Annotated in this window: 20 protein-coding genes and 5 tRNA genes; 23 read left to right on the top strand and 2 right to left on the bottom strand. The window is 63.2% G+C overall.

Going from position 1 to position 22,053, the window contains the following annotated elements; translation table 11 throughout:
* The first annotated feature begins 6 nt into the window (after nt 1-6).
* Entirely contained in the window at nt 7-831 is an 825-nt protein-coding gene (locus BT122_RS02480) for a Cof-type HAD-IIB family hydrolase (RefSeq protein ID WP_072354438.1), read from the top strand.
* A gap of 18 nt (nt 832-849) precedes the next feature.
* On the opposite strand, the gene BT122_RS02475 is transcribed toward BT122_RS02480, so the two are convergent.
* Nucleotides 850-2,157 carry an alpha-amylase family glycosyl hydrolase gene (locus BT122_RS02475; RefSeq protein ID WP_072354437.1) on the bottom strand — a complete coding sequence of 436 codons (1,308 nt, stop codon included), beginning with the start codon at nt 2,155-2,157 and terminating at the stop codon, nt 850-852.
* 134 nt (nt 2,158-2,291) lie between these two features.
* Nucleotides 2,292-3,107, bottom strand: coding sequence for a spermidine synthase (locus BT122_RS02470; protein ID WP_143189946.1), 816 nt, complete (start codon nt 3,105-3,107; stop codon nt 2,292-2,294).
* 176 nt (nt 3,108-3,283) lie between these two features.
* Between BT122_RS02470 and tatA the strand changes: the two genes are divergently transcribed.
* The 22 genes from tatA to rplA all read left to right on the top strand — a co-directional run bounded on the left by tatA (nt 3,284) and on the right by rplA (nt 21,715).
* Nucleotides 3,284-3,622, top strand: coding sequence for a twin-arginine translocase TatA/TatE family subunit (gene tatA / locus BT122_RS02465; RefSeq protein WP_072354435.1), 339 nt, complete (start codon nt 3,284-3,286; stop codon nt 3,620-3,622).
* Nucleotides 3,623-3,673: 51 nt separating this feature from the next.
* Nucleotides 3,674-4,153, top strand: coding sequence for a transcription elongation factor GreA (greA, locus tag BT122_RS02460; protein WP_072354434.1), 480 nt, complete (start codon nt 3,674-3,676; stop codon nt 4,151-4,153).
* 515 nt (nt 4,154-4,668) lie between these two features.
* Nucleotides 4,669-6,909, top strand: a complete 2,241-nt coding sequence (gene lysS, locus BT122_RS02455; protein ID WP_072354433.1) for a lysine--tRNA ligase — start codon at nt 4,669-4,671, stop codon at nt 6,907-6,909.
* Between the two features lie 147 nt (nt 6,910-7,056).
* A complete protein-coding gene (locus BT122_RS02450) occupies nt 7,057-9,654 on the top strand; it encodes an ATP-dependent Clp protease ATP-binding subunit (protein WP_072354432.1) in 2,598 nt (865 codons plus the stop codon).
* Between the two features lie 105 nt (nt 9,655-9,759).
* Nucleotides 9,760-10,836, top strand: coding sequence for a DNA integrity scanning diadenylate cyclase DisA (disA, locus tag BT122_RS02445; protein ID WP_072354431.1), 1,077 nt, complete (start codon nt 9,760-9,762; stop codon nt 10,834-10,836).
* Entirely contained in the window at nt 10,833-11,597 is a 765-nt protein-coding gene (ispD, locus tag BT122_RS02440; RefSeq protein WP_083432263.1) for a 2-C-methyl-D-erythritol 4-phosphate cytidylyltransferase, read from the top strand. Before disA ends, ispD begins: the two co-directional genes overlap by 4 nt.
* Before the next feature lie 154 nt (nt 11,598-11,751).
* On the top strand, nt 11,752-12,237 hold the full coding sequence (gene ispF / locus BT122_RS02435; protein ID WP_072354430.1) for a 2-C-methyl-D-erythritol 2,4-cyclodiphosphate synthase: 486 nt from the start codon (nt 11,752-11,754) through the stop codon (nt 12,235-12,237).
* Nucleotides 12,238-12,803: 566 nt separating this feature from the next.
* Entirely contained in the window at nt 12,804-13,742 is a 939-nt protein-coding gene (locus BT122_RS02430) for a hypothetical protein (protein ID WP_072354429.1), read from the top strand.
* 77 nt (nt 13,743-13,819) lie between these two features.
* Nucleotides 13,820-15,280, top strand: a complete 1,461-nt coding sequence (gene cysS, locus BT122_RS02425; protein WP_072354428.1) for a cysteine--tRNA ligase — start codon at nt 13,820-13,822, stop codon at nt 15,278-15,280.
* Nucleotides 15,281-15,289: 9 nt separating this feature from the next.
* Complete coding sequence (rlmB, locus tag BT122_RS02420) at nt 15,290-16,279, top strand: 23S rRNA (guanosine(2251)-2'-O)-methyltransferase RlmB (RefSeq protein ID WP_143189945.1); 990 nt, start codon at nt 15,290-15,292, stop codon at nt 16,277-16,279.
* On the top strand, nt 16,272-16,859 hold the full coding sequence (locus BT122_RS02415) for an NYN domain-containing protein (protein WP_072354427.1): 588 nt from the start codon (nt 16,272-16,274) through the stop codon (nt 16,857-16,859). Before rlmB ends, BT122_RS02415 begins: the two co-directional genes overlap by 8 nt.
* An 81-nt stretch (nt 16,860-16,940) precedes the next feature.
* Nucleotides 16,941-17,015, top strand: a tRNA-Thr gene (locus BT122_RS02410).
* Between the two features lie 269 nt (nt 17,016-17,284).
* Nucleotides 17,285-17,368 (top strand) — tRNA-Tyr (locus BT122_RS02405).
* Between the two features lies 1 nt (nt 17,369).
* Nucleotides 17,370-17,445 (top strand) — tRNA-Thr (locus BT122_RS02400).
* Between the two features lie 22 nt (nt 17,446-17,467).
* A tRNA-Met gene (locus BT122_RS02395) sits at nt 17,468-17,544 on the top strand.
* 97 nt (nt 17,545-17,641) lie between these two features.
* Nucleotides 17,642-18,847 carry an elongation factor Tu gene (tuf, locus tag BT122_RS02390; RefSeq protein WP_072354426.1) on the top strand — a complete coding sequence of 402 codons (1,206 nt, stop codon included), beginning with the start codon at nt 17,642-17,644 and terminating at the stop codon, nt 18,845-18,847.
* Nucleotides 18,848-19,111: 264 nt separating this feature from the next.
* Nucleotides 19,112-19,261 (top strand): 50S ribosomal protein L33, encoded by a 150-nt coding sequence (gene rpmG, locus BT122_RS02385; protein ID WP_032110555.1) that lies wholly within the window; start codon nt 19,112-19,114, stop codon nt 19,259-19,261.
* 17 nt (nt 19,262-19,278) lie between these two features.
* Nucleotides 19,279-19,354, top strand: a tRNA-Trp gene (locus BT122_RS02380).
* Nucleotides 19,355-19,427: 73 nt separating this feature from the next.
* Nucleotides 19,428-19,823, top strand: coding sequence for a preprotein translocase subunit SecE (gene secE / locus BT122_RS02375; protein WP_072354425.1), 396 nt, complete (start codon nt 19,428-19,430; stop codon nt 19,821-19,823).
* Nucleotides 19,824-19,826: 3 nt separating this feature from the next.
* Complete coding sequence (nusG, locus tag BT122_RS02370) at nt 19,827-20,378, top strand: transcription termination/antitermination protein NusG (protein WP_072354424.1); 552 nt, start codon at nt 19,827-19,829, stop codon at nt 20,376-20,378.
* A 90-nt stretch (nt 20,379-20,468) separates the two neighbouring features.
* On the top strand, nt 20,469-20,900 hold the full coding sequence (gene rplK / locus BT122_RS02365) for a 50S ribosomal protein L11 (RefSeq protein ID WP_032110552.1): 432 nt from the start codon (nt 20,469-20,471) through the stop codon (nt 20,898-20,900).
* 107 nt (nt 20,901-21,007) lie between these two features.
* A complete protein-coding gene (gene rplA, locus BT122_RS02360; RefSeq protein ID WP_032110551.1) occupies nt 21,008-21,715 on the top strand; it encodes a 50S ribosomal protein L1 in 708 nt (235 codons plus the stop codon).
* Nucleotides 21,716-22,053: the final 338 nt, after the last annotated feature.

The following is a 22,053-nucleotide window of genomic DNA, read 5'->3' as shown; positions in this document are numbered from 1 at the left end:
GAAACCATGGCGTACGACCTCATTGCCTTTGACATGGACGGAACGCTCCTCGACACCAAGAAGCGCGTGTCCCCATCGACCCTCGAGGCCATCCACGCTGCGGTGGGCACCGGCAAAGTTGTCGCCATCGCAACGGGCCGCAGCCCCAGCATGGTGCTGCCTTATCGCGAGCTGCTTCCAGAGGTTACCTATGCCATCTGCACGAGCGGTGCACACCTCCTTGACCTGCGTGGCAATCGCCTTCTCGCCGAGAGCGCCATAGACGAGACCGCCATTCCGCAGCTCCTGGAGACGCACCGCGGCAGGGACGTCATGCTCGAGATCTTCTCGGGCACGGAGGCATACGACCCGGCGGGCAGCTTCGACCATCTCGACCGCTATGGGCTCCAGGAGTTCCACGACATGTTCGTGCGCGTGTGTCACGAGGTGGATGATATCGAGAGCTGGATCCTCGAGCATGCGTCCTCCATCGCGAAGTACATCGTGCATCCCTTGGTGGGGGAGGATGCCCTCGACGTTCTGGAGAAGATCAAGGTGCGCGACATACCCGTGGAGGCTGCCTTCAGTCAGGCGAACTCGCTCGAGCTCTCGCCCAAGGGCGTGAGCAAGGGCTCTGCCCTCAAGGACCTCTGCGCTCTTCTCGACATCCCCGTCGAGAAGAGCGTTGCCGTGGGTGATTCCGGAAATGACCTCGAGATGTTGCGCGCGGCTGGCCTGGGTATCGCCATGAGCAACGCCTCGCCGGACGTGCTGGACGCGGCGAACGTCACCGTGGCAGACAACGATAATGGCGGCTGTGCCGAGGCGGTCTACGACTATCTGCTGGGGTAGGGCAGGACGCCCCCGCATCTACACGCCCCAGGTGCGTTCAACGTCTGCTGCGAGCACGATGGGAGCGCCGCTGCACATCAGGCGTCCGTCGGCTACGGCCACCGCTTTGCCGTCGATGAGGTTCTCGTACGTTCCGTCGGGAAGCGGAACCGTGACCTCGGCCGAGCGCGACTCGAGCGAGAAGACGCCCACCTTGCGCCTGCCGTCGTGGTCGCGGCGCAGGATGGCGATGTCGTTCTCGTCATCAGCGGAAACGAAGAACGCGTCATCGGCCTCAAGGACGTCGTGCTTGATCTGGGCCATGTGGCGCATGAGGCCCGAGAGGTCGATTCCGGTGTTCCAGTCGATGGTGTCACGGTCGAAGAGGCTTGGCTGGTGCGAGCAGGCGGCCTCTTCTCCGGCGTAGACGAGCGTGGTGCCCTTCTTGAAGTAGAGCATCGCCGTGTAGTTGCGTAGGTCGGACTCGCTCTTCACGTGCGAGGCAATGCGCGGCACGTCGTGGTTCTCGAGGAAGCGCAGCTTGTCGTAGTTCTCGGGATAGAGGTTCTCCTGGAAGTCGAGAAGGTCGAGGTAGCAGGAGAGGGGAATCTCTCCCTTGAGGTAGCGCTCGAAGGCCTCCTGGACGTCGTACTCGTACTCCATGTCAAAGGCTTCGAATGCCTCGGAGTCGCGTGCGCAGGTCATGCCGGCGGCGCGGCACGCGGCACCAAAGGAGCGGTGGACCGTCTCGGCGAGCCACATGCAGCCTGGGTGAACCTTCTCGACCTCGGCGCGGGCGCGCTTCCAGAACGCGACGGGGACGAAGGAGGCAACGTCGCAGCGGAAGCCGTCCACGATGCGCGCCCACTGGCAGAGCGTCTCGATCTGGTAGTCCCACAGCGCCGAGACGTTGTAGTCGAGGTCTATGACGTCGGACCAGTCGCCTACGTGGTTGCCGGGCTGTCCGTCGGGCTTGCGGAAGAAGAACTCCGGATGCTCGTCAAAGAGGACGGAATCGGGGGAGGTGTGGTTGTAGACCACGTCGATCATGCACTTCATGCCCTCGGCGTGGATGGCATCGACAAGCGCGCGGAAGTCGTCCATCGTGCCGTACTCGGGGTTGACCGAGCGATAGTCGCGGTTGGCATAGGGGCTGCCAAGCATTCCCTTGCGGTTCTTCTCGCCAATGGGGTGGATGGGCATGAGCCATACCACGTCGGTCCCCAGCGAGTGGATGCGGGGCAGGTCGGGGATTACTGCGCGAAACGTGCCCTCGGGCGTGTGGTTGCGCACGAAGACGGAGTAGATGACAAGATTGCGAACAGAGGTGCTGGTGTCCTGTGCCATGCTGGTCCCTTCTCGGCAGATGCCGGGTTTGCGGTCGATGCCCATGGTGGACCATCGCGGCGGGGGACGCAATACTTGTTTAAACGAGATGGCGGTGTATGGAGCGGTCACGCTCGGCGACCGGCGTCTCCAGGCTACTTCACGACAATGGCTCCTTGGGGGAGCGGAAGCTCTGCGTCCGTCGCAATGAGCACATTGTTGCCTCGCTCCTCGGGCTTGTCCGGCCACTCGGGCACGTAGGCAACGTGCGCAAACTGCGCCGAGAAGGCCCTCTCGACTTCCTCGAGGATGCGTGCGTGACGGCCCTCGGTCGAGCAGCGCAGGTTCGCGAGGTACACCCCTCTCGGAGCGAGCCTGTCGTGGATGAGGCGCGCACCCTCGTCCGTCCCCAGCTGGCCGAGCGGGTGGTTGCCCGAGAAGGCGTCGTTCACGATGATGTCGTAGGGCGCCTCGGCGCGGCGCAGGTAGGCCCAGCCGTCGTCATTGACGAGCGAGATGCGCTCGGCGCCGTACTTCTCGATGAGGTCGTCGAGAAAAAAGCGCTCACGGGCAATCACCGTGACGCGTGGGTCAATCTCGACGGCATCAACGTGGAGCTTTGGCCTGTGCGCCACGAGCCACTTTGGCAGGGAGTAGCCACCGCCGCCAATTACCAGGGCGTGCGTGGCATCGGGAAGCTCGTAGCTCACTTCGGCCATGGTGCGGTGGTAGACGCAGGCAAGCTCGAAGTGCAGGTCGTCCGGCAGGTAGCAGACGCTCTGGAAGGTGCCGTTCACGTTGAGCAGCCGCACGGGCGTGCCGTCATCGTCTGCGGACTCGAAGATGAGCGCGGGGCCAAACTTGGTGCGGCGCATCTCTACTCCGCGTCGCTTGAGCAGCCACGGTAGCGCCAGGACAATAGCAAAGAGAACCCAAGAAATGACGATAACAACGATGAGCCAAGTTGGCACGAGTACTCCTAACAGGGGAAACGGGATATGGCCGCTGCGTTGCCACTATGGGGCAATCGGCCTAGGCAAACTCCCGGTTTATATTGTGAGTTGGAAACAACCTCGGTTATACTAGCGGATGCGGCAGAGCATGACGTGTGCCTGCCCCATTCATCCACATCTAGGAGGACCTCACCATGATTCTTGGACTTGGCATTCCTGAGCTGCTCATCATCGTCGTTGTAGTGCTGGTCATCTTTGGGCCCAAGAACCTTCCCAAGCTCGGCTCCGCCCTTGGCAAGACCGTCAAGAACGTCCGCGAGGGCATGGAAGAGGGCGACGCGGGCGACAAGGACGCCAAGAAGGTCGAGGAGCCCAAGGAGGACGATGCCGAGGACGTCGTCGCCGACGAGGATGACGCCGATGTCGAGGATGCCCCTGCCGAGAAGGCCGCTCAGTTCTGCCCCAAGTGCGGCGCCGAGAACGCCGCCGACGCTGCCTTCTGCAAGAAGTGCGGTGCCAAGCTGAGCGAGTAACCAGGGCGCTTAGGGCACATATCTCCAGCGCACTACGAGGAAAGCAGAGTCATGGATAACAGCAAGGAAATTACTCTTACCGCAGAAGGCCGCCAGAAGCTGGTCGACGAGCTGGCTTACCGCGAGGGCGAGCTTCGCGACGAGATTGTCGAGCGCCTGAAGGAGGCTCGTTCCTTTGGCGACCTCTCGGAGAACTCCGAGTATGACGCCGCCAAGGAGGAGCAGTCCCAGAACGAGTCCAAGATCGCCGAGATTCGCCAGACCCTCTCGGTGGCCAGGGTTGTCGAGGACGCGCAGCACGGTGGCATCAGGGTCTCCATTGGCACCACCGTCGAGCTTGAGGACGAGCGTGGCAAGAAGACCAAGTTCACCATCGTGGGCACCACCGAGACCAACTCGCTCGAGCACAAGATCTCGAACGAGTCCCCCGCTGGCCAGGCGCTTATCGGCTGCGGCAAGGGCGACCAGGTTGAGTTCACCACGCCCGCGGGCAAGACCAAGAGCTACACGATTGTGGGCATCACCCGCTAGGCAAGGCATCGCGGAATGCGACTTGGGCCCCTCTTCGGAGGGGCCTTTTTTGTGGCGAGAGGAGCACCGGGTGGGAGGTGCTGCAAAACGCGCGTTCCGGCGTAAAAATGGCGCCTGAACAGGGGTTTTAGACGTAATCACTGCGATAACAAGCCTTCGGGCGCCGTTTTCTCGCCCGAACGCGTGTTTTGGCAGCAAGTGCAGCTCAAAGTCGCTGCTCGGGCGCCGTTTTTTCGCCGGAAGGCGCGTTTTGGCAGCAAGTACGTAGGAAACCCTCGCTCCGGCGCCGTTTTGGCGCCCGAAGGCCAGTTTTGGCAGCAAGTGCGTACGGAACCCTCGCTCCGGCGCTACCCCCTCTTGCTGAGAAGCGGAACCGCTGTGGTGCCATAAACGTACCGACGCACCGGCCAAAACGCTACAGTACAATGGTTTGCGCTGTGGCCGCCTCACGTGGCCGGCCAGGCATGGAAGAGAACATGCGCGCCGACGGGCGCGCGCGAGCACGAGGAGCAGCAATGGCCGACCAGACCAAGACGGGCGAGAATAACACCAATGACGAGAGGGCCCAGCGCCGCGCCCGTCGCCAAGCGCTCATCGATGCGGGCGTGAACCCCTATCCCATCGCGAGCGAGGTCACGGCCCACGCGGCTCAGCTCGAGAAGGACTACGCGAATCTCCCTGATGGCGAGGATACCCAAGACGTGGTCTCTGTTGCCGGCCGCATCCGCGCGCTTCGCCGCCAGGGCAAGGCCGCCTTTATCGTCCTCGAGGACGTCTCCGGGCAAATCCAGCTCTTCTGCCGCGTGAACGACCTGGGCGAGGAGGGCTGGGGTCTTCTCCGCCAGCTCGACCTCGGCGACATCATCGACGCTACCGGTCGCGTGCTGCGCACCCGCCGTGGCCAGCTCTCCATTGCGCCTACTAAGCTTGTGCTTCTCTCCAAGTCGCTGCGTCCGCTGCCCGAGAAGTTCCACGGCCTTACCGATCGCGAGGTCCGCTATCGTCAGCGCTATGTCGACCTCATCATGAACCCCGAGGTCCGCGACGTGTTCCGCAAGCGCAGCGCCATCATCAGCCTGATTCGCCGCTACATGGAGGCGGACGGCTACATGGAGGTCGAGACCCCCATGATGCATGCCATTCTCGGCGGCGCCAACGCAAAGCCCTTCGTCACGCACTTCAACGCGCTCGACCGCGACTTCTACCTGCGCATTGCCACCGAGCTGCCGCTTAAGCGCCTCATTGTGGGCGGCATGGAGCGCGTCTTTGAGATTGGCCGCCAGTTCCGCAACGAGGGCATGGACCTCACGCACAACCCCGAGTTCACCTCGATGGAGGCCTACTGCGCCTACTCGGACCTGGACGGTATGAAGCGCCTCACCGAGGGCCTCTTCAAGGCCATCGCGCGCGAGGTCTGTGGCTGCGAGGAAGGCCGCGAGGTCATCACGTACCAGGGCCAGCAGGTGGACATGAGCGGCACGTGGCGCTCGGTGCCCCTCTCGGAGGTCGCGTCGCAGGTGGTGGGCGAGCACGTGGACATGGACACGCCCATCGAGCACCTGCGCGAGCTCTGCCGCGCCAACGGCATCGAGACCGAGGACGGCTGGGGCGCCGGCAAGCTCCTCTTTGAGCTCTACGACGAGCTGGGCGAGTCCACGCTGGTAGACCCCACGTTTGTCTGCGACTACCCCGAGGAGGTCAGCCCGCTGGCCAAGCGCAAGGCCGACGACCCGCGCCTCACGGACCGCTTCGAGCTCGTAATCTGCGGCCACGAGTACGCCAACGCCTTCTCCGAGCTCAACGACCCCGTCGACCAGGCCGGCCGCTTTGCGGAGCAGGTCGCGGCAAAGGGCATGGGCGACGAGGAGGCCATGGGCTACGACTACGACTACGTGCGCGCGCTCGAGTACGGCATGCCTCCCGCCGGCGGGATTGGCTACGGCATCGACCGCATGATCATGCTCTTCTGCGACCAGCCCGCCATCCGCGACGTGCTGCTCTTCCCGCAGATGAAGCCCGAGGTCGTCACCCGTGCGGACATTGCCTCCCAGCTTCCCGAGAAGACCGACAATGCCGCCGCGTCCGTGGACGTGATCGCGGACGACGCCGAGAATGGCGCCGCCAACGAGGCTGCACGCGACGCCTCGGCGACCGCTCTTTCGACCGGCCTCACGCGCGACCAGGCATTCGCCCTGCTCGAGCGCTACAACAAGGATCCCTTCCACATCCAGCACGCCGAGACCCTCGAGGGCCTCATGCGCTATTACGCCGAGAAGTACGACCCGGCAAACGTCGACTTCTGGGGCCAGGTCGGCCTTCTCCACGACCTCGACTGGGAGGAGTTCCAGGATCCCGTGCAGCACACGGTGAAGGCAGGCGAGCTCATCGAGGCCGAGGGGGGCACGCCCGAGCTGGTGCACGCCATCCAGACCCACAACTCCGACAACAACCCCGAGCTTCCGCAGCCCGAGGCCAAGATGGAGCGCGTGCTCTACGCCGCAGACGAGCTCAGCGGCCTCATCCAGGCGGCCATCCTCATGCGCCCCAGCAAGTCGGTCATGGACCTCGAGGTCAAGTCGCTCAAGAAGAAGTTCAAGGACAAGCACTTTGCCGCCGGCTGCAGCCGCGATGTCATCCGTCACGGCGCCGAGCTCAACAACATGGAGCTTGATGACCTGTTCGCAAGCATGATTGAGGCCATGCGTGCCATCGCGCCAGACCGTGAGGAGTGGCTCAAGAACCACCCCGAGCAATAGCGTACGTTTTGTCCACGTGTTTGCTCGCTCCCGTGCGTGGGTAAACACAGTGCCAAGAAGACGGCGCGGGGCAGGTCACCCTTCGCGCGGGCCTTCGGGTCCGCGCGTTTTGTGTTGCTCCGCCTGGCACTGAGGAGACGTCAGCGCATGTTTGAGAAATTCACTGACAGGGCCAGAAAGGTCATGAGCCTGGCCCAGGACGAGGCGAGAAACCTTGGCCAAATGTACGTGGGCACGGAGCACCTGCTCTTGGCCCTTATCAAGGAGGGCGACGGCGTTGCTGCCAAGGCGCTCGCAAAGCTCGACGTCACGTATGACGAGACGCTCGCCACGGTGAAGCAGCTCTCCCAGGACGAGACGGAGCCTGTTCCCGGTGGGCACATCCCCTTCACGCCGCGCACTAAGCGCGTGCTCGAGGCCGCATACCGCGAGACCATGACGCACGGCCAGACATACATCGCCACCGAGCACCTGCTCCTGGGCATTGTGTCCGAGGGCAACGGCCGCGCCATGGACGCCCTGCGCGCCATGGGCGTCTCGGGTGACGCGGTGCGCAACGCGGTAAACGAGCTCGTCTCCAAGAACGCCGAGGACGAGGGCCAGTCTGCTGCCGAGGTGCGCATGGACCCCAGCACCTTCATGGGCATGGGCCCCCAGCCCTCCTCGGATGATGGCTCCATGCTCGAGAAGTATGGTCGCAACCTCACCAAGCTTGCCGAGGCGGGCAAGCTCGACCCGGTGCTCGACCGCGATCGCGAGATTGAGCGCGTCATGCAGGTGCTCGCTCGCAGGCAGAAGAACAACCCGCTCATCCTCGGCGATCCGGGCGTTGGCAAGACGGCCATCGTCGAGGGGCTGGCACAGCTCATCTCCGCTGGCAACGTGCCCGACATCCTGCGCGGCAAGCAGATCTGGACGCTCGACGTGGCCTCGCTCGTTGCGGGCTCGAAGTACCGCGGCGAGTTCGAGGAGCGCATGAAGAAGGTTGTCGCCGAGCTCGAGGACAACCCCAACGACATCCTCTTCATCGACGAGATTCACACCATCATTGGCGCGGGCTCTGCCGAGGGCTCCATCGATGCGGCCTCCATCCTGAAGCCGCCTCTCTCGCGCGGCGAGATCCAGGTCATTGGTGCCACCACTGCCGAGGAGTACCGCAAGCACATCGAGAAGGACTCCGCCTTCGAGCGTAGGTTCCAGCCGGTCAACATCGGCGAGCCCAGTCCCGAGGACACCCTCGAGATCCTGCACGGCCTGCAGAGCCGCTACGAGGAGCACCACCACGTCCACTACACCGAGGAGGCCCTGAAGGCCGCCGTCACCCTGGCGGACCGCTACATCCAGGACCGCTTCCTGCCCGACAAGGCCATCGACGTGATTGACGAGGCTGGTGCGCGCACGCGCGTCCACAAGACCACGCTGCCGCCCGAGATTGCCCAGGTAGACGCCGAACTGGCCCGCGTTCGCGGCGAGAAGTCCAAGGCTGCGGCGGCTCAGGAGTTCGAGGATGCCGCGCGCCTGCGTGACCAGGAGAAGGAGCTCGTGAGCAAGCGTGACGAGCTCGAGAGCGCATGGCGCGAGAAGCTCGCCCAGAACGTGGTGACCGTGGACGAGAACGACATCGCCGACGTGGTCTCGAGCATCACCGGGGTGCCTGTCTCCAACCTCACCGAGGCCGAGGCGTCCAAGCTGCTGCGTTGCGAAGATGTTCTCCACCAGCGCGTCATTGGCCAGGACGAGGCCGTGACCAAGGTTGCCCGCGCCATCAGGCGCAGCCGCTCGCCGCTCAAGGACCCGCGTCGCCCCGGTGGCTCGTTCATCTTCCTCGGCCCCTCGGGCGTGGGCAAGACCGAGCTTGCCAAGGCGCTTGCCGAGTTCCTCTTTGGCTCCGAAGAGGCGCTTATCACCTTCGACATGTCCGAGTTCATGGAGAAGCACACCGTCTCCAAGCTCGTTGGCGCCCCTCCGGGATACGTGGGCTACGACGAGGGCGGCGAGCTTACCAAGGCCGTGCGCAGGCGTCCGTACTCGGTGGTTCTCTTCGACGAGATCGAGAAGGCCCACCCAGACGTCTTCAACGTGCTGCTCCAGATTCTGGACGAGGGCAGGCTCACCGATGGCCAGGGCCGTCATGTTGACTTCTCCAACACGGTCATCATCATGACCTCCAACATCGGCGCGCGCGACATCGCGCAGACCACCACGATGGGCTTCTCGGCATCAGGAGCCTCGGGCCTCTCGGACAAGGAGATCACAAGCCGTGTGACCTCCGAGCTCAAGAAGCTCTTCCGCCCCGAGTTCCTCAACCGCGTGGACGAGATCGTGGTCTTCAAGTCACTTACGGGCGACCAGCTCCGCGGCATCGTGGAGCTTATGGTCTCCGACCTGCGCGATCGTCTCATTGCCAACGGCATGTCGATCAACCTGACCGACGCTGCCCGCGACCTTGTGGCCAAGCGCGGAACCGACCCAATCTACGGTGCGCGCCCGCTGCGTCGCGCCATCCAGACCCTCATCGAGGACCCGCTCTCCGAGGAACTCTTGGAGGGCAAGTGGCAGCGCGGCGACATCATTGGGGTGGACGCAAACGGTGATGAGCTTGTCTTCTCCAAGGGGACGGGCGAGATTCCTGCGCCGCGCAAGCACGAGCACATGGAGCTGCCCTCGGCGCGTGACCGCTGGTCCGTTGACGCCGACACGCACCCGTCGCCACAGGAGGGTGGGCTTGCTGCGTCTGGCGCGTAGGCTCAAGGCGTAAGTGCCTAAGCGCCCTCGCTCGTCATATACTGCTTCTAGGTTTGAGATTTCTCCGGCCCGCCTCGCGCGGGCCGGCTTGTCCGAGGAGGCGCCATGGATCCTGCCGAGCTAGACAAAGGGGCCCTCACAACCCAGCAGCGCATCGACAGCGCCATTAAGATGACGGCGCCGGGAACAGCGCTGCGCGTGGCTCTTGACATGATCATTGCCGGTCACCTTGGCGCTCTCATCTGCGTTGGCGATACGGAGAACGTGCTTGCCGCCGGGGACGACGGCTTTGCCATGGACGTCTCGTTCACTGCAAACCGCCTGTTTGAGCTCTGCAAGATGGACGGCGCGGTCATCATTGACAAGGACCTCACCAAGATCCTGCGGGCAAACTACCACCTCAACCCCGATCCATCGCTGCCAACCACCGAGACGGGCACGCGTCACCGCACGGCGGCGCGCATGAGCCTGCTCACCAAAGCCATGGTCATCTCGGTTTCCGAGCGTCGCTCGGTGGTGAACGTCTACGTGGATGGCCGCGGCTTCCAGCTGCGTCCTGTGGCCGAGATCATGTCCACCGTGAACCAGCTCACCGCCGCCATGCAAAACACCCGCTCGCAACTTGACCGCAGCCTGCAGCACCTCACGAGCCTTGAGCTTGACAACTTCGTCACGCTCGGCGATATCACGAACATCTTCTACCTGTTCGAGGTGCTCATGTCCGCCGGCGATGAGCTCGACCGCTGCATTGTCCAGCTGGGCACCTCCGGCCGCATCACCGAGATGCAGCGCGAGGAGTTCCTGGGGGACATGGACGAGACATACAACCTCATGATCCGTGACTACGCAAAGGACTCCTCCGAGGAGCACGCTCGCGCCATCCGCAAGCAGTTCCACGAGATGGCCAACCCGCAGCTGCGCTCGCCAAAGGTGGTCGCGCGCATCCTTGGCTACGACGACTATGGCGAGGACACCATCATGACCCCGCTTGGCCTGCGCACCCTCTCGCGCGTCTCTGTGGTTCGCGAGGGCATGGCCGACAAGATTGTGGACGAGTATGGCTCGCTCCAGGAGATTCTGGAGGCCGCCGAGGACGATTCCTCCAAGCTGGGCGAGATTGGCGTCAAGAACCCGGATGCGCTGGCAAACAGCCTGCATCGCATGTGGGGACAGAGCGAATGAGCGCCCCGGAGACATGTGCCTGCGCCGACGCTGCGCGCGTGGGCAAGGAGGACAACAAGCCCGATACCGTGGCGATTATCGTTGCCGGTGGCACGGGCGAGCGCTTTGGCGACCCGCGCGGCAAGCAGTTTGTGGACCTCTGCGGGCTGCCGCTCATGTGCTGGCCTCTTCTCGCCTTTGACCACGCGCCATCGGTTGGCCACATCGTGGTGGTGTGCGCGCCGGATCGCGTGGACACGGTGCACGATGAGGTCCTCTCGCGTGTGACCCTGCTCACGCCCGTTACCCTTGCCGCATCTGGCGAGACACGCCAGCAGTCCGTTGCGCATGGCCTTGCCGCCATGCCGCGCGGGTACGACTTTGTGGCCGTTCATGACGCGGCGCGCCCGCTCATCGAGACAGAGGTCATCGAGGGCGTTATTGCCTGCGTGCGAGAAGATCCCAAGCTTGCGGGTGCCATCTGCGCCACGCGCTCGGTGGACACGCTCAAGCTGGTCGAGGATGGCGTGATTATCGCCACGCCAGACCGTTCCTTCTACTGGGCCGCCCAGACGCCGCAGGTGTTTCGCACCCGCGCTCTCACCTCGGCGTACAAGTCCGCTGCCTGGGAGGGCTACCAGGGAACTGACGACGCCTCCCTCGTGGAGCGCCACGGCGGCAAGGTTCGCTGTTACGACTCTCCGCGCGACAACATCAAGGTCACGGTGCCGGAAGACTTGGCTATCGCATGCACGGCGCTCGAGCAGCGACTGCTGATGTAACGCTGACCTTCTTGTCGCGTGGCGCCCTTCGGCGTTGTGGTGATGCCCAGGGGCCCGTTTCTGCGGCTCTCGCGTATAAAATGCTTATGATTCACTCTGCAAAGGACCACCGCGCAGGCAGGTGGCTAGACACAGACCTCGGAGGTGGGCGAGCATGACTCGCATTGGGCATGGCTTTGACGTTCACGCGTTCACAGAGGGACGCCCCCTTGTGCTTGGCGGTGTCACTGTGCCCAGCGAGCGAGGCCTGGCGGGGCACTCCGATGCGGACGTTCTGGCACATGCCCTCATGGACGCCATCTTGGGTGCCATGCGGGCCGGTGACATTGGCCAGCTCTTCCCCGATACCGACCCGGCCTACAAGGGGGCAGACTCTATGGTCCTGCTCTCGCGCGTGATGAAACTTGCCCGCGAGCAGGGCTTCTCGCTTATCGATGCAGACTGCACCGTTGCTGCCCAGGCGCCAAAGCTCGCGCCCTACCGCGAGCAGATGCGCCAGACAATGGCGCAGGCCATGGGTGTCGACGTGTCACGGGTGGGTGTCAAGGCAACCACAACGGAGCACCTTGGCTTCGTGGGACGCGAGGAGGGCATAGCCGCCTGGTCTGTGGTGCTTCTCGACAAAGATAGCGGCCAATAGCCCTTCTCGGAGAGGGTATGGCGATGCCTCTCGTATGGCTGGGCCTCTCGATTCCGCCCTTGTTACCGGCGCGTTTGAGTTCGAATGCGTTTCCCCTGTTGACAGCCCCGGACTCACAACGGCCCGGTAACAACGAACCTCTCGGATCGCGCCTTGTTACCGGCGCGTTGGCCGTGCGGCACGTTTGCCCAGATGGCCCTCTGGGTCGCGTGACGGGCCGGCAACAACGATGCCGCTCGCCGCGCCATATCACGACGCCCGTCACGTCGTGCCAACTCCTATGGACACCATTCAAACCTGTACTAATTTGATGGTCATGAGATGCAGGCCTCTAGGAGACTCTGCGCAAACTTCATGTGCCACGCAGACCTGGGGTTACTCTGTTACGCATGCGCGCGGCAGGGTATCCATTCCAAGCTCAGCGCGTACATGGACAGGCCGCGCACGATGTACCACGCACTTGAATTACCGCACCATCGCACCACGCGCCATCTCATGCTAGTGGCACCACCGAACTTCGACAGAACGACATTGCCCCAACCCGCGCGGCCGGGAAGGAATTGCATATGTCCATTACCGCAGGCAAGCTTTACGCCAGCGCTGCTGCTCCCATTCGAATGGTCTTCGCGCTGCTCGCGGCACTTGCCATCGCACTTTCGCTGGGCCTTACCAGGGCACGCGCCGCCACGCTGGAAGAGACCCTGGCCGACGACGTCTTTGTGAACGAGCCCGGCAGTACCGGACGCTGCACTATCTACGCTGCCACCAACATGCTCCGCAGGGCGGCGCTTCTCAACGGCGATCAGGACTGGAGCTCGATCACCACCTCCTCCATCCCGTCTTCAGGCGGCCTGCTCTTTAGCTTCTCGGTGAGTACGCAGGAGGCCACCTATGCCGTGGAGCACGGCTACATAACCGGTTCGACCGTGGAGGAGAGAACCGTAGAGCTTCTTGCCCTGCTTGATGAGAACCCTGCCGGCATCGTGCTGTACACAAGCACCGGCAACCCGCACGCCGTGACCCTTCTGGGCTACGACGAGGAAAGTGGTGCCTTCATTGCCCATGACTCGCTTGCGGGCGCTACGTCGTCGCTTGACGAGTGCGTGAGTGTACGTGCTTCCAACGCAGATGCTTACTGGTATGTATCGAGTCCGGTGTCTGCGCCCGGGCCCGTCTCGATTCGGAACGCCGTTGTCACGGTGGAGGATGCTGTGTATGCGGGAGAGTCCGTAACGCCGCAGGTAACGGTTACGCTTGACGGCGCAACCCTCACCGAGGGCACCGACTACGCCATAAGCTACGTTGGCAATAACTCTGTAGGAACCGCGCTTGCCGTTGTTTCTGGCGCGGGAAGCTACAACGGAACTGCATCCGCAGGCTTTGAGGTGCTCGACGGGACTAAGGTACTGGTTGGGCGGTGTGCGGGTACCGTCGAGGCGTCGACAGGTTCTGGTCAGGCGTTAGCAAGCTCCCGCGGTGCTAGCATGCTGGGGGTTGCTGCCTAGGAGACCTCCCTCCCCAGCCGCTTCCCGGTGTGCTGCTACAATGCCTGTACTTGTGCACACATCCCAAGGAGCAAACCATGCAGATCTATAACACCCAGACGCACCGAAAGCAGGAGCTCGAGCCCATCGAGCCGGGCAAGATTCGCATGTATGTCTGTGGTCCCACCGTCTATGACCAGATTCACATTGGCAACGCGCGCACGTTCCTCTCGTTTGACGTGATTCGCCGCTACCTCATGTACAAGGGCTACGAGGTCACCTTTGCCCAGAACCTCACCGACGTGGACGACAAGATCATCAACCGCGCCAACGAGCAGGGTCGCACCGCCGCCGACGTGGCAGAGGAGTTCTCCAATGCCTTCATCGAGCAGATGCACCGCTTTGGGATCCTCGACCCCGACATCCGCCCGCGCGCCACGCACGAGATTAAGGCCATGCAGGAGATGATCGAGTCTCTTATCGAGCAGGGCAACGCCTACGTGGCCGACAACGGCGACGTGTACTTCTCGGTGCGCTCGGACAACAACTACGGCATCCTCTCTGGGCGCGACCTTGACCAGATGCGCGCCGGCGAGCGCGTGGAGGTCAACGACCAGAAGCGCGACCCCTTTGACTTTGCCCTCTGGAAGGCCGCCAAGCCCGGCGAGCCCAGCTGGCCGAGCCCCTGGGGCGACGGTCGCCCTGGTTGGCACACCGAGTGCTGCGCCATGATCCACCGCTATCTGGGTACCCCCATCGACATTCACGGCGGTGGCGCAGACCTCGTCTTCCCGCACCACGAGAACGAGACCGCGCAGGCCATGTGCGCCTGGCATGAGCCCCTCGCCAACCTCTGGATGCACACGGGCATGCTCCGCGTGGACGGCGAGAAGATGTCCAAGAGCCTGGGCAACTTCTACACGCTCAAGGAGGTCCTCGACAAGTACCCCGCTGACGCCGTGCGTCTACTCATGCTTCAGACCCACTACCGTGCGCCCCTCGACTTCTCCTTCGACCGCCTGGAGGGGGCCGTGGGCACTCTCGAGCGCCTGCGCACCTGCGAGAAGAACCTGCTCTGGGCAGCCGAGAACGGCACGGGCAGCGAGGAGCTTGACGCCACGCTGGGCTCTGCCGTGAGCGAGGCGCGCGAGGAGTTCACGCGCCAGATGGACGACGACTTCAACACCGCCGGCGGCCTTGCCGCAATCTTCTCGCTTGTGACCTCGGCGAACACCTACCTTGCTGACGCTGGGACCGCTGTCGGCGGCGAGGCGGCCAAGGATGCGGCGGAGGCATTGGCTGAACTTGCGGGCGTCCTGGGCATCACGCTTGCCGCCGAGGAGGACGAGCTTCCCGCCGAGCTGGTGGGGCTTGCCGAGAAGTATGCCGGCTACCAGGGCGACTCTGCCGCCGAGGCTGCGGACGCGCTCATCGCCGCTCGCCAGGCGGCCCGCAAGGCAAAGGATTGGGGCACGGCAGACGGCATCCGCGACGCCATCACCGGGCTTGGCCTGGTCCTCGAGGACACCGCCGCGGGCTCTCGCCTGCGCAGGGCGTAGGTGATGAGAATGACACGAGGCGATGCGCGCCGCGGCTCCTCACGCAAGGGGCAGGGCCCTTCTCAGGCGGGTCGAGGCGGGCAATACCGCGGGCGAGACCAGCGCGCAGGTTCGCGCGCGGGCGGCAACACTGGCCGTCAGGGTCAGGGGGGCCGCGGCCAGCGCGGACCCCAGCGCTCGGGCTCGCGCCCGCAGCGTGCGGGTAACCGCCAGGACCAGCAGCGCCCCGCGACGCTGGGCTCCGACCTCATCGAGGGGCGCCGCGCCGTCGCGGAGGCGCTTGACGCCGGCATTCCCATTCGCACCGCCTACGTGCAGGATGGCGCCGGCTCGCCCGAGGGGACCGACAAGACGCTTGACATGCTGGTACGCAGGCTTGCCGATGCCGGCGTGGAGTGCGAGACCGTGCCCCGCTCCCGCCTTGATTGCCTCTCGAGTCACGGTGCCCACCAGGGCATCGTCGCGCGGACCAAGCCCTTCTCGTACGCGACTATCGAGGACGTCATTTCCGCAGCGGGCGAGGGAGACGCCCTTGTGGTCGTGCTCGACCACGTGACCGACGAGGGCAACTTTGGCGCCATCGTACGCTCCGCCGAGGTGGTGGGCGCGGCTGGCGTGGTTGTCGCCAACGCCCGCGCGGCTACCGTTGGCCCGGGCGCCTACAAGACCTCGGCCGGCGCGGTGCTGCACCTTCCCATAGCCCAGGTCCCCAACCTTGCCCGCGCGATCGACAAGCTCAAGGAGGCCGGCTTCTGGGCCTGCGCTGCAACCGAGCACGCGGAGCAGGACGTGTGGCACGCGCCTGTCTACGGCAGGCTTGCCCTGGTCATGGGCTCGGAGGGGGAGGGTATCTCCCGCCTGGTGCTTGACCACTGCGACTTTGGTGCCAGGCTTCCGCAGCGCGGGCGTGTTGAGTCGCTCAATGTTGCCCAGGCAACCACGGTCATGTGCTACGAGTGGCTTCGCCGTGTGAGCGAGGGGGCGCGCTCGGATGCCTAGGCGCCCACGTCTCGCGCTTCTCGTGGTCGACGGCTACAACGTGGTCCACGGGACGCCCCGCTATGCCGCGCTCATCGACGAGCACGCAGGCGCCGGCGCGCTGGCTGACGTGGCGCACCTCTCGCGCGACCCGTACGGCCACGATCCGTTCGACCGCGCCCGTGAGGCGCTTGTTGCCGACGTTGCCGCCTATGCGCAGGGAAGCTATGAGCCCGTGGTGGTATTCGATGCGGCCGGCAACCTCTCGAGCGAGCGCCCCAACTGGAGTACGGCGGGCGTGCGCGTGGTCTTCTCGCGCACGGGTGAGTCTGCCGACACGGTCATAGAGCGTCTGGTCACGGAGGCGCGTCATGCTGAGAGGGACGTGCTGCTCGTGACCTCGGACAACACCATCCGCTACACCGTGGGCGGCATCCCGGTAACAACGGTCTCGAGTGCGCTTCTCGCACAGAATATGAGCATTGTGAACCAGGGTGTCGAGGAGGCGCGGGAGCGTGGGTCGCACACGCATCTAAGCTTGGAAGACAGGCTCGATGCCGAGACGCGCGCAAAGCTTGATAAGCTTCGCGGGCGCAGATAGAAGGAATTGGGCCTCTGGTGGCAGGCCAATCCCGACACCGCGCGTGCCAGATTGGCTCAAACACGCTATCATGTCCTCACCGCCGGTATGGCTCAATGGCAGAGCAACGGTTTTGTAAACCGTGGGTTGTGGGTTCGACTCCCTCTACCGGCTCCAGGAACCTTCCGGCCGGAGGCATACGCCTTCGGCCGAATCTTTTTTGTAGACGGTACGGCTCCTTTTGCGTGAACGGTGGTCTTGGGAAGCAAATTGAGTTCCAATGCCGCCTGGAACCGCGGCTGCTACCTGCGGTCCTGTTGGAATTGTGCGGTATTCGTGGGGTAGATACGCCCGGTACCGGGGTACGCGTTGACAGGATTTTTTCCACGTCGTATTATTCACTCCGCTGCAGGGGGTTCGCCCCGTGCGGTGCTTGAAAACGGAATGGGGATGTGGCACAGCGGCAACTGCGGCGGACTGTAAATCCGCTCCCTCTGGGTTCCTTGGTTCGAGTCCAAGCATCCCCACCATGCCCGTGTAGCTCAGTCGGTAGAGCACTTCGTTGGTAACGAAGAGGTCACCGGTTCGAATCCGGTCGCGGGCTCCATTTTTCAAGTGCACGGCTCCATGCCGGTGTAGCTCAGCTGGTTAGAGCACGCGGCTCATACCCGCGATGTCACTGGTTCGAATCCAGTCACCGGTACCAGGCTTTTCTGCGGCGCTTCGGCGCCGCTGAGCATAAATAGGCGTATTTCTGTACCATGGAATGGCCGGAGAGGTTCGTTCCAAAAGGAGGATTGGCAATGGCCAAGGAGAAGTTCGATCGTTCTAAGCCGCACGTAAACATCGGTACCATTGGTCACGTCGACCACGGCAAGACCACGCTGACCGCGGCCATCACCAAGGTTCTCTCCGAGACCGAGGGCTGCAAGGCTGCCTACACCGCCTTCGAGAACATCGACAAGGCTCCCGAGGAGCGCCAGCGCGGCATCACCATCTCCGTCGCTCACGTCGAGTACGAGACCTGGGAGCGCCACTACGCTCACGTTGACTGCCCGGGCCACGCCGACTACGTCAAGAACATGATCTCCGGCGCTGCTCAGATGGATGGCGCCATCCTCGTTATCGCCGCTACCGACGGCCCCATGGCTCAGACCCGCGAGCACATCCTGCTCGCCCGTCAGGTCGGCGTTAAGTACATCATCGTCTTCCTGAACAAGTGCGACATGGTCGACGACGAGGAGCTCATCGACCTGGTCGAGATGGAGACCCGCGACCTGCTCTCCGAGTACGGCTTCGACGGCGACAACACCCCGATCATCCGTGGCTCCGCTCTCGGCGCCCTCAACGGCGAGCAGAAGTGGGTCGACTCCATCATCGAGCTCATGCACACCGTTGACTCTTACATCCCCACGCCTGCTCGTGACAACGAGAAGCCGTTCCTGATGGCCGTCGAGGATGTCATGACCATCTCCGGCCGCGGCACCGTTGCTACCGGCCGTGTCGAGCGCGGTGAGCTCAAGCTCAACGAGCCCGTCGAGATTGTCGGCATCAAGCCTACCCAGACCTCCGTTGCAACTGGCATCGAGATGTTCCGCAAGACGCTGGACTTCTGCGAGGCTGGCGACAACGTGGGCATCCTGCTCCGCGGCATCAAGCGCGAGGACATCGAGCGCGGCCAGGTTCTCTGCAAGCCCGGTTCGGTTACCCCTCATACCAAGTTCACCGGCGAGATCTACGTCCTTACCAAGGAGGAGGGTGGCCGTCACACCCCGTTCTTCTCCGGCTATCGTCCCCAGTTCTACTTCCGTACCACTGACGTGACTGGTGACATCACCGAGCTCACCGACAAGGACGGCAACAAGGTCGAGATGGCCATGCCGGGTGACCACGTCACCATCTCCTGCGAGCTCATTCACCCCATCGCCATGGAGGAGGGCCTGCGCTTCGCTATCCGCGAGGGCGGCCACACCGTCGGCGACGGCCGTGTTGCGACGATCATCGAGTAGCTTCTCTTAGAAGTGACCTTAAGGCCCGGCATCCGCAAGGGTGTCGGGCCCTTCTCTTGAGTGGTGCACATTGGAATTGAGCTATTTGTTCGCGCCCCTCAATCGTTTTCTGTCAGCCCAATGCCGGCTACTTGCGTGAATGTTATGTGAGCTGGCCGCTAAGAATCGTGTTTGGTTGACAGAATGCGTTAGGTAATGGTAACGTTCTCCACCGCGCCATCTTCGAGGATGGCCTCGAAGTGACATGGTGTCTCAGGAGGATTCATGCGTACACTTGTTACACTTGCATGCACCGAGTGCAAGCGCCGCAACTACACCACGACCAAGAACAAGGCGAACACCCCTGATCGCCTTGAGATGAAGAAGTATTGTCCGTGGTGCCGTAAGCACACGCTTCACCGCGAGACCCGCTAAACTAGGTGGGTCCACACACGCCAGTAGTTCAATTGGTAGAGCATCGGTCTCCAAAACCGAGTGTTGAGGGTTCGAGTCCTTCCTGGCGTGCCAGAATTTCCCACCGGCTTTCCCTTCGGGGTTAGCCGGTTTCCATGTAAAGGCCAGTCTTTTAGGAGTTGTGAGGATGGCGAACAAGGACAGGAACAAGAGGAGCGCCCGCAAGGCGCGCGCCCAGAAGCGCGCCGAGCGCGAGGCCGCCCAGGCTGCCTCCGCCGCCTCTTCCAACCCCCAGAAGGCTGAGGGTGCGCTCAAGCAGCAGGCTGCTGCTGCCAAGGCACCCGAGAAGCAGAACAAGCCTGCAAAGGCGAGCAACAAGAAGCCGGGTCTTGGCAAGCGCATCAGCAACTACTTCGCTGCTGTGCGTACCGAGATGAAGCGCGTCGTATGGCCTTCGAGGGATGAGCTTCGCAACTACTCCGTTGCCGTGATTGTCTCCCTCGTGGTCTTCGGCATCGCCCTCTGGCTTGTTGACACCGGCATCGTGGCCTTGCTCGTTGGCTACACGAGTTTGGGGGCATAGGCCATGGCTAAGCGCTGGTACGTCATTCACACGTACTCCGGGTACGAGAACAAGGTCAAGACCGATCTCGAGCACCGCATCGAGACCTATGGTATTGGTGACAAGGTCGTGGACATCCAGATCCCGACCGAGGAGGTCACCGAGGTCAAGGACGGCGGCAAGCGCGAGACCAAGGAGGCCAAGGTCTTCCCTGGCTACGTCCTCGTGCGAATGGAGGTAGACGATAACACCTGGGCCGTCGTTCGCAACACGCCCGGTGTCACCGGTTTTGTTGGTCTTGACGGCAAGCCCACGCCGCTCCGTCGCGACGAGTTCGACAAGATCATGCGTCGCGGTGGCGTGCGCACTAGTGCAGCCGCTCCCGCGCCCAAGCGCACTTCCACCAACATCGAGCCCGGCATGTCCGTGCGCGTCCTCTCCGGCCCTCTGGCAGATTTCGACGGCCAGGTGTCCGAGGTTAACGCCGAGGCGGGCAAGGTCAAGGTTATGCTCATGATCTTTGGCCGCGAGACCCCCGTCGAGCTCACGCTCGACCAGATCTCGGTCATCAGCTAGGAACTTCTGGCAGGTCCCGTATCGGTGAGGATGGCTTCTCGGGCGCCTGCGTGAAGATAGATACAAAGCACGCTCTCCAGGAGGAACATCATGCCCAAGAAGAAGGTTACTCACTTCATTAAGCTCCAGATTCCGGCCGGCGCCGCCAACCCTGCGCCTCCCGTTGGACCCGCCCTTGGCGCTGCCCAGGTCAACATCATGCAGTTCTGCCAGGCCTTCAACGCTGCCACCAAGGACCAGGCCGGCGACATCATCCCCGTTGAGATCACGGTCTACGAGGACCGCACGTTCGACTTCGTGACCAAGACTCCGCCTGCGGCTCACCTCATCAAGAAGGAGCTTGGCCTCAAGAGCGGCTCCGGCGTTCCCCAGCGTGACAAGGTTGGTCAGCTCACCCAGGAGCAGCTCACCAAGATCGCTCAGATCAAGATGCCGGACCTCAACGCCAACGACATCGAGGCCGCCAAGAAGATCGTTGCCGGCACCGCTCGCTCCATGGGCGTCACCATCGCCGAGGACTAGCACCAATCAGGCACCACGCGCCCCGTACGGGGCGCCTCTCAGGATATGGCGGGTTTGCCGCCAACTATGTGGGAGGGCCAAAGCCCGTTGACCACAGGAGGTATCACATGCCAAAGCACGGAAAGAACTACAACGCCGCTGCCGCCAAGGTCGAGGCCGGCAAGGTCTACTCGCCTAAGGAGGCCATGACGCTCGCCAAGGAGCTCTCCTCCGCCAAGTTCGACGAGACCGTCGAGGTCGCCATTCGTCTGGGCGTCGACACCCGCAAGGCCGACCAGAACATTCGTGGCTCCATCTCGCTGCCTAACGGCACCGGCAAGACCGTTCGCGTTGCCGTCTTTGCCGAGGGCGCCAAGGCCGCAGAGGCCGAGGCTGCCGGCGCTGACATCGTCGGCTCCGACGACCTCATCGAGGAGGTCCAGAAGGGCAACATCAACTTCGACGCCGTCATCGCCACGCCCAACCTTATGGGCAAGGTCGGCCGTCTCGGCCGTATCCTCGGCCCCCGCGGCCTCATGCCTAACCCCAAGCTGGGCACCGTGACCATGGACGTCGAGAAGATGGTCAAGGAGCTCAAGGCCGGCCGCGTCGAGTACCGCGCCGATCGTTATGGCATCTGCCACGTCCCCATGGGCAAGGCGTCCTTCGACGTCAAGGCGCTTGTCGAGAACTACGGCGCGCTCCTCACCGAGCTGCTGCGCGTCAAGCCCTCGAGCGCAAAGGGCAAGTATGTCAAGTCCATCGTGATCTCCACCACCATGGGCCCTGGCATCAAGGTTGACACCACCAAGACCCGCGACTTCATGGAGGACTAGCTCCTCTCGCATCGTAGTATGCAAGCCCCGCTCACGTGAGCGGGGCTTTCTTTATGAGACAAGGGGAGTTTCCCTTTGTCTCATCAAGGGAGCTTTTCATTGTCTCATCGCATGCAATCCCGGACGCTTATGTGTCGATGGCGTGTCTCGCCTGGACATCTTGACGCGTGGGCGTCTCGCGTGCGAAAATAGCCGCTGCAGGTTTCTGGCCTGCATTGCACACGTTGCACGTCCCGCTGCCAAAGACAGCCGGTGCCTTAGGGCTCAAAGGGGAAACCCGCCTGCCGAGGTGGTCTCAGCTATGAACCTATGAGGCCCCGTTTGGCTGCGCCAAGCGG

The organism is Olsenella sp. kh2p3 (assembly GCA_900119625.1).
In the GTDB taxonomy this organism is placed as follows: domain Bacteria; phylum Actinomycetota; class Coriobacteriia; order Coriobacteriales; family Atopobiaceae; genus Tractidigestivibacter.
This window is presented reverse-complemented; position numbering and strand designations above follow the sequence as displayed.

What these genes read in the sequence shown, in the direction of transcription:
- BT122_RS02480 (WP_072354438.1), top strand. Translation starts at nt 7, where the DNA reads ATGGCGTACGACCTCATTGCCTTTGACATGGACGGAACGCTCCTCGAC.
- BT122_RS02475 (WP_072354437.1), bottom strand. Translation starts at nt 2,157, where the DNA reads ATGGCACAGGACACCAGCACCTCTGTTCGCAATCTTGTCATCTACTCC.
- tatA (WP_072354435.1), top strand. Translation starts at nt 3,284, where the DNA reads ATGATTCTTGGACTTGGCATTCCTGAGCTGCTCATCATCGTCGTTGTA.
- greA (WP_072354434.1), top strand. Translation starts at nt 3,674, where the DNA reads ATGGATAACAGCAAGGAAATTACTCTTACCGCAGAAGGCCGCCAGAAG.
- lysS (WP_072354433.1), top strand. Translation starts at nt 4,669, where the DNA reads ATGGCCGACCAGACCAAGACGGGCGAGAATAACACCAATGACGAGAGG.
- BT122_RS02450 (WP_072354432.1), top strand. Translation starts at nt 7,057, where the DNA reads ATGTTTGAGAAATTCACTGACAGGGCCAGAAAGGTCATGAGCCTGGCC.
- disA (WP_072354431.1), top strand. Translation starts at nt 9,760, where the DNA reads ATGGATCCTGCCGAGCTAGACAAAGGGGCCCTCACAACCCAGCAGCGC.
- ispD (WP_083432263.1), top strand. Translation starts at nt 10,833, where the DNA reads ATGAGCGCCCCGGAGACATGTGCCTGCGCCGACGCTGCGCGCGTGGGC.
- ispF (WP_072354430.1), top strand. Translation starts at nt 11,752, where the DNA reads ATGACTCGCATTGGGCATGGCTTTGACGTTCACGCGTTCACAGAGGGA.
- BT122_RS02430 (WP_072354429.1), top strand. Translation starts at nt 12,804, where the DNA reads ATGTCCATTACCGCAGGCAAGCTTTACGCCAGCGCTGCTGCTCCCATT.
- cysS (WP_072354428.1), top strand. Translation starts at nt 13,820, where the DNA reads ATGCAGATCTATAACACCCAGACGCACCGAAAGCAGGAGCTCGAGCCC.
- rlmB (WP_143189945.1), top strand. Translation starts at nt 15,290, where the DNA reads ATGACACGAGGCGATGCGCGCCGCGGCTCCTCACGCAAGGGGCAGGGC.
- BT122_RS02415 (WP_072354427.1), top strand. Translation starts at nt 16,272, where the DNA reads ATGCCTAGGCGCCCACGTCTCGCGCTTCTCGTGGTCGACGGCTACAAC.
- tuf (WP_072354426.1), top strand. Translation starts at nt 17,642, where the DNA reads ATGGCCAAGGAGAAGTTCGATCGTTCTAAGCCGCACGTAAACATCGGT.
- rpmG (WP_032110555.1), top strand. Translation starts at nt 19,112, where the DNA reads ATGCGTACACTTGTTACACTTGCATGCACCGAGTGCAAGCGCCGCAAC.
- secE (WP_072354425.1), top strand. Translation starts at nt 19,428, where the DNA reads ATGGCGAACAAGGACAGGAACAAGAGGAGCGCCCGCAAGGCGCGCGCC.
- nusG (WP_072354424.1), top strand. Translation starts at nt 19,827, where the DNA reads ATGGCTAAGCGCTGGTACGTCATTCACACGTACTCCGGGTACGAGAAC.
- rplK (WP_032110552.1), top strand. Translation starts at nt 20,469, where the DNA reads ATGCCCAAGAAGAAGGTTACTCACTTCATTAAGCTCCAGATTCCGGCC.
- rplA (WP_032110551.1), top strand. Translation starts at nt 21,008, where the DNA reads ATGCCAAAGCACGGAAAGAACTACAACGCCGCTGCCGCCAAGGTCGAG.